Genomic DNA, 6,405 nt, shown 5'->3' with positions numbered 1-6,405 from the left:
TTTGTTGAACCCGCGCAGCGGGTTCAATATCAAAACCGTTTCATTTGCCCACCGGTTGCACCGATGGCTATTTAAATTAAACCCCATTCGGGGTCTTTTATTAATCGTGTTTCTCCTAAGTTGACGGCTATGGTGATACACCGACCCGTAGCGGGTTCTACAGTTGGGTGTCACCTCCCACCTGCGAAAATTTGAAATACACCCGATTTGGATCAAGCGTGATAATGCAGCAAACATTTTTTTTGTAAAAAATATGTTTTACTGATATTAACCCCAAGTCGCCAATGTGCAATAAGGCGGTGAGCTATCAGCCACGAGCAGTGAGCATTCTCACAGCCCGGCAGAAGATTTTTCATTTCTCCTCTTCACTCGCTCCGTAATGCTTCTACAGGGTTAGATAAAGCTGCCTTTATCGCCTGGAAACTCACTGTTATTAATGCAATTAGCAAAGTGGCCAGCGCTGTAACTACAAACACCCACCATTCAATATTGATACGGTATTGGTAATGCTGCAGCCAGCTATGCATAGCCCATGCCGCTATGGGAAAAGCGATCAATGCCGCTATAAACGCCAGCTTTATAAAATCTTTCGATAATACAAATACGATATTGCTTACCGTGGCGCCTAATACCTTACGCACACCTATTTCTTTTACCCGCTGCTGTGCCGAATAAGCAGATAGCCCAAACAAACCTATACAGGCAAGTGCAATGGCGATGGAGGCAAATATGTTCATGATTTTTCCAAGCCTTAATTCATTTTGATAAAGCTTGTTATAATCATCATCTAAAAAGCGGTAATCAAACGGCCTGTCAGGCATAAGCGTTTTCCATTTGGCCTGCAGGAAAGAAATGGTTTGCGGAATATGGGCGCCTTTTATCTTCACCAGTAAAGTTCCGCCGTAAGCGCTTGAAAAAAGCACAACAGGCTTTATGGGGTTATGTAAAGACTGGAAGTTGAAGTCTTTCACAACGCCTCTTACATAGCCCGGCCTTGATTCATCCAAAAACATTTTTTTGCCAATGGCTTCCTGCGGCGCCCATCCTAATTGTTTCGCCGCCGATTCATTCAATATAAAATGATACGTATTTTTTGCGTTTTCATCATCTTCATTTCCCACATCCTGTATGTCCTGTTCTGTAAGGTTTGCGCCTGCAACCAACTGCAACCCGGCAGCCGGTATAAATTCATTATCAACAGGGTTTGCCGTAACTGCAATCTGCGAATTTTCCGGCATGGCAGGCGTGCGCATATTATAGCCGCCCATGATGTTTACCGGCGTATTGCTGGTGCGCGCTACGCTTATTACATCAGCGTTCTGCTTAAATTCCGTTTTCATAAGGGCAACATTGGTTGCCATATAAGGAATGGGCAACACCATAACATGCTCCCGGCAGTAGCCTAATTTTTTATGCTGGATATAGTATAGCTGCTGCTGAATAATAAAGGTAGATACAATAAGAAAAACAGAAATTACAAACTGGAACACAATTAAAGATTGCCTGAGCCATTGCCCTGATGCTGCATTTTTAAATGCTCCTTTTAAAACCTTCGCCGGCTGAAAGGAGGATAGTATCAATGCAGGATAACTGCCCGCAGCAAAACTCACAACCACGATAATTAAAACAGCAACAGCAAGCACGGGCAAAGAGAACAGGGAAGACAGTTGCAACTGCTGGCTGGTAAGCCGGCTGAAGGGAGGCAGCAGTAAAGCCGCACATACTAAACCCAGAAAAACAGCAATGCAGCATACAACAGCCGATTCACCGATAAACTGCCAGAATATTTGTGCTTTTTGTGCGCCGGCCACTTTGCGTATGCTCACTTCTTTGGCGCGCTCCACCGATCTTGCCGTGCTCAGGTTAATATAAGTAAAGCAGGCAATAATCAATATCAGCAGTGCAACGCCTGCCAGTATGTATATATAGGTTATGCTAACATTGGGCGCAAAAGCATCATAAGGCGAATACAGGTGAATTGTATTGAAAGGCTCGAGGTAAAAATTCACGGTAGCATGCTGGCCTTCCATTTCTTTCTTCATAAAGGCCGGCAATTTGGCCTGCAGGCTGCTGATGGCATGTTTATCATTCAACAATAAATAAGTGGTGTAGTTGGCGTCCCAGTAAGATGCTTCACGCTCCCTGCTTATGCCTAATGAAGAAAAAGAAGCAATAAAATCAAACTGTATTTGCGAATTGGCCGGACAGTCTGCCACCAGGCCGGTTATTTTATAAAGATTGCTGTCGCCTGTAAGCTGCAATGTTTTGCCAACCGGGTCTTCATTGCCAAAATATTTTTTCGCAGACGATTGAGTAAGCACAACGCTATAGGGCTCAGACAGCACCGCGCTTTTATTGCCTTTTAATAAGTTAAAGCTGAATATGTTGAAAAATGAAGCGCCGGCATACATAAAATTATTTTCTGTAATAAGGTTATTGTTATAACGAACTATTCTTTTACTGTTCGTCATTATAACAGCGTCCTTCACTTCAGGAAAGTTTTGCTTCATCACCATCGGCACACGCACACTGGTATAATTGCCTCCGTTGCTGACATCGCTGCCCTCAAAGCTGTATTCCATAATTACACGGGCAATGCGGCCGCCGTTTACCTGGAACGCATCAAAGCTTAGCTGCTGCTGTATGTATAAAGCAATCAGCAGGCAACTGGTTAAGCCGATTGTAAGGCCGGTAATATTGATGAAAGAAAATGTTTTGTTCTTCCTGAAATTCCTGGAGATGGTTTTTAAGTAATTCCTGAACATAAGTTATAATTTCTGATGTGAGAAGTTGTGAGCTGTCAGATGCGAGCTATCAGCTTCAAAATAATCCTGTCAATCCATAAATCCAATAAATCCCGGTTCAGACATTTGGTTTTCCCAACCATTATGCCAATGCTGAAACCCTTATGCAGCGGGCATTTCAGAAAGTGTTTGGCAAATAACTGTCCGTTTCCGAACAGTTTGTGTGCGGTTGTGCACGCAATGCACAATGTATTACAGCTTTACCGGTCAGACGCTTAAAAAGCGTCTGACCGCATTTATCTCCGCTAATCCATTTTATCAACTACCAGGTCGCCGAAATGCAGGCCTTTATCAATATAGGGGTTGCCTTTGTAATGCACCTGTGCGCTTCCAAAGGCGGTGATCTTTATCCGGTCTGATACATGCAGCTTAAAATCCGGTTCACCATAAGCAATCACACGGCTGGTGCTGCCATTGGCGGCAAGGCTGTTTACTTTGCCATCGCCATAGCAGGTGTATTTCTGGTTTTTAATGGCGCCCGATTTTATATGCAGCGAGCCCTCTCCATACATGATGCTGGAAAGCTCCTCCGCATTCAGTTCTTTAAATGTTACGTCCGGTTCACCGTACATTCTCAATACAAACAAGTTGCTTTCAACCGGGCCTGAACAAAGCACGGTTTCCTCCCCGCGCACAGAAAGCGCTTCCAGCATTTTATACGTTATGGTTGCCGTTACGGAAGTTTTAGGGTATAGTGAATAGGTTTCTGTATAGCCGTCCTTATATCCTTTCTCATTTTTTGGAAGGTCTTTGGCGCCTTCCAGGTAAATGCGCAGGGTGTTGTTGTTTACTTCAATATGCAGTTTGCCTGCATCAACCTGTATATCATCAATTTTTACGCTTTCTTCATCGCCCTGCACAAGCGAAACCTGTATATACGGGCTAACGATAACTTTACTGAAATGATCAACTTTTTTTGTTTGCGCAATAACGGTGCCGGCGGCAAACAACAGCAATGTTGAGATAAAAGCTTTCAATAAGTTCATGATTATTTTTTTAAGATGATGCACTGAAATAAAACAATCGTATAAACGCACTGCCTGCATGTATGTTACAGGAAAATAAAAATTTAACGGCGCCGGTTTCCTTTATTTTGAAAACAGGCGCTGGCCTTCTCATATTTCCGGAAAATTAAGCATTGCCTTCCTGTTATTGCCGGCCCTTTTCATCCATTCAGCCAGGCCGGAGAAAGCCAGCACCAGCAATACAAGATAATACACACTTGTAAACACATAGCCTTTTACAAAGTATAAAGGAATGGAGGCAAAGTTGGTAGCTATCCACCAATACCAGCTTTCCACTTTTTTCTTTGCCATGAGCCACATACCCGTATAAGCGGTGGCGCTGGCAAAAGCATCGGCCCAGGGAATGGCGCCCGGCGCGAAAGACCGTTTTAAATAAGTAAGAATGAAAAATATGCCGGCATAGAATGCAGTGAAGAATAAAACCTGCTGCAGCCATTGTTTGCCGGTAGAGAACTTTACCTGTACAATATGCTGCTGCTGCGCATCCTTCCCGGCCCATAATATCCAGCCGTATATGCTCATGATGGTGTAATAAAGGTTCACGCTGGCTTCGCCGAATAAATGCCCCTTTAAGCTGAGCCAGATATAAATAATGGTGTTTACCAGCCCGGTGGGATATACCCAGATATTTTCCAGCCTTGAAAAATATACGCTGGCAATGCCGGTAAATACAGCAATGTATTCAAGCCCGGTGGTTGCCCGCATGCCTTCGGTAAACTGTTGCCAGATGGTGTTGAAGTCCATGCATCAAAATTGGGCTGTAAAGTTTGAAAGAGAAAATTTATGCCTGTTTCATTCGTGCATATTTGTTTTTTTAATGGCCTCATGCCTGTCCCGAACTTGCTTCGGGAGAACCTCGCTATGTACCTGCCTCACCGGCAGGCATTCCCCTCCCGAAACTGGTTCGGGACAGGCTGTGTGAGAAAAATTATCATGCTCGGTTTCATTCGTACGAGTTTGTTTTTTTAATGGCCTCATGGAACGCTACATATACCTGCCTCGCCGGCCGGTATTTCCCTTTGTGTAAAAATTTTACATGGTCGTTTCATCACAAAACTTTTTTGGGGCGGCGAATATAGAGGAGAATGGAGAAAGAAAAAATGGAAGTTATGAACAGGAGGGGAGACTAAGAGCATACTCAATGTTCAACAACACAATATTCAATAATCAATCAATGTCGTTTAGTTAACCTCACCCTAAATCCCTCTCCAAAGGAGAGGGCCTTTGTAAACATTCCTTAACTAAACGACATTGATTATTTTAAATTAAAACCTAACTAAACGTCATTTTGAATCTTCAACAGGCAATAATGTGCTTACGGCAATGCGGTTCCAGGCGTTTATTAAAACGATTGACATGATGATGTGCGTTATTTGTTCATCAGTAAAATATTGCTGCGCCTGTTTATATGCTTCATCGGAAACGCCATGCCTGCTTATGAGCGTTACTTCTTCCGTTAAGGCCAGCAGGGCTTTTTCTTCCGGCGTGAACAAACCTGTTTCGCGCCATGCGTTCAGCAGGAAAATGCGTTGCTGTGTTTCGCCATATTTTAATGCACCTTGTGTATGCATGTTTAAACAAAATGCGCACCGGTTTATTTGTGATGCCCTTATTTTGATAAGCTCTTTTTGTATGGGCGTGATGGATATGCTGCTTAATGCGGCTGATAAGGCGTACATGCCTTTGTATGCTTCGGGAAATGTTTTCGCAATATTGACTCTTTGTTCCATGATATAATTTTTTACGGCAACGAAGCTATTAAAAGCCCGGGCATCGCAGCGCCGTTTATGTAATCGGGCGCATTTCAAATTTTCGCTCCATTCATAAATTTCCGGTCGGTGAGACACCGACCGGTAGCGGGCTCTACAGGCGGGTGTCCACCCGCCTGCGAAAATTTGAAATGCACCCATGTAATCCATCAGCAACTGTCAATATTTTTTTCTTGCTGCCAATGAAGTTAACAACCATCCAAAGGCAATGCAGCACCATGCTATTTTTACAAAAATTAAGAAATTCATACCTGTTGGTTTTTGTAGCTGCAAACTATTTATTGCATGAAAAAAGAGGAATAGCGGGTCGGTTAATTTAATGAAAATGTAGGCGAAAGGGCAAATAAATGCGATGATTCGGGGCAGGGCACTCCCTGTATTTTGAAGGCGTTAACATAAGGAAAAGCTAACTGCGGCTGAGCCTGTTTTAAGCCAGAAGCTGTTTGAAAAAGCATAATAAGCAGGTATGCCACGAAGGCGTAAAGATATTGGCGCTCTGCCGCATCGCAGGCCTTGATCTTTCATACCTGTTGTGCCTTTTGGCAGCACTTGTTTAAAAATTATTTACTTTACTTTTTTATTTTAACGATCGCAGCCAGATGAATCATTTAAAAACGCCCGACTACATTGTATTCCTTATCTATTTTATTGTTGTTTCCGTGTATGGCTACCGGATATACCATATACTAAATTGTCTAAATAATTCCGATTTTGTAACTTTGTTGAAAAACCATGAGTTACAAAATTTCCCTATCAGTAAAGGAACAAAGAGAATTAAAGTACCTATTACAAAAGACGGAACAGGCC

The 6,405-nt window shown here is 43.0% G+C and carries 5 protein-coding genes; 1 reads left to right on the top strand and 4 read right to left on the bottom strand.

The features are described from left to right. Positions 1–365: 365 nt before the first annotated feature. The 4 genes from QM629_RS02450 to QM629_RS02435 form a co-directional block, all read right to left on the bottom strand. A complete protein-coding gene (locus QM629_RS02450; protein WP_415156834.1) occupies positions 366–2,765 on the bottom strand; it encodes an ABC transporter permease in 2,400 nt (799 codons plus the stop codon). Between the two features lie 284 nt (positions 2,766–3,049). Beyond that, on the bottom strand, positions 3,050–3,790 hold the full coding sequence (locus tag QM629_RS02445) for a head GIN domain-containing protein (RefSeq protein WP_415156832.1): 741 nt from the start codon (positions 3,788–3,790) through the stop codon (positions 3,050–3,052). A gap of 129 nt (positions 3,791–3,919) precedes the next feature. Then, positions 3,920–4,573, bottom strand: a complete 654-nt coding sequence (gene pnuC / locus QM629_RS02440; RefSeq protein ID WP_415156830.1) for a nicotinamide riboside transporter PnuC — start codon at positions 4,571–4,573, stop codon at positions 3,920–3,922. Between the two features lie 539 nt (positions 4,574–5,112). After that, on the bottom strand, positions 5,113–5,559 hold the full coding sequence (locus QM629_RS02435; protein ID WP_415156828.1) for a carboxymuconolactone decarboxylase family protein: 447 nt from the start codon (positions 5,557–5,559) through the stop codon (positions 5,113–5,115). Between the two features lie 638 nt (positions 5,560–6,197). On the opposite strand from QM629_RS02435, the gene QM629_RS02430 reads away from it, so the two are divergent. Beyond that, on the top strand, positions 6,198–6,405 hold a 208-nt coding region (locus tag QM629_RS02430; protein ID WP_415156826.1), incomplete at its 3' end, for a hypothetical protein.

The organism is Parafilimonas sp. (assembly GCF_047606085.1).
Taxonomy (GTDB): Bacteria; Bacteroidota; Bacteroidia; order Chitinophagales; family Chitinophagaceae; genus Parafilimonas.
The sequence above is the reverse complement of the archived record's forward strand: the minus strand, read 5'-3'. Positions and strand labels throughout refer to the sequence as shown.

Excerpts from the sequence above, each read along its gene's own strand:
- QM629_RS02450 (WP_415156834.1), bottom strand. The coding sequence starts at position 2,765 with ATGTTCAGGAATTACTTAAAAACCATCTCCAGGAATTTCAGGAAGAAC.
- QM629_RS02445 (WP_415156832.1), bottom strand. The coding sequence starts at position 3,790 with ATGAACTTATTGAAAGCTTTTATCTCAACATTGCTGTTGTTTGCCGCC.
- pnuC (WP_415156830.1), bottom strand. The coding sequence starts at position 4,573 with ATGGACTTCAACACCATCTGGCAACAGTTTACCGAAGGCATGCGGGCA.
- QM629_RS02435 (WP_415156828.1), bottom strand. The coding sequence starts at position 5,559 with ATGGAACAAAGAGTCAATATTGCGAAAACATTTCCCGAAGCATACAAA.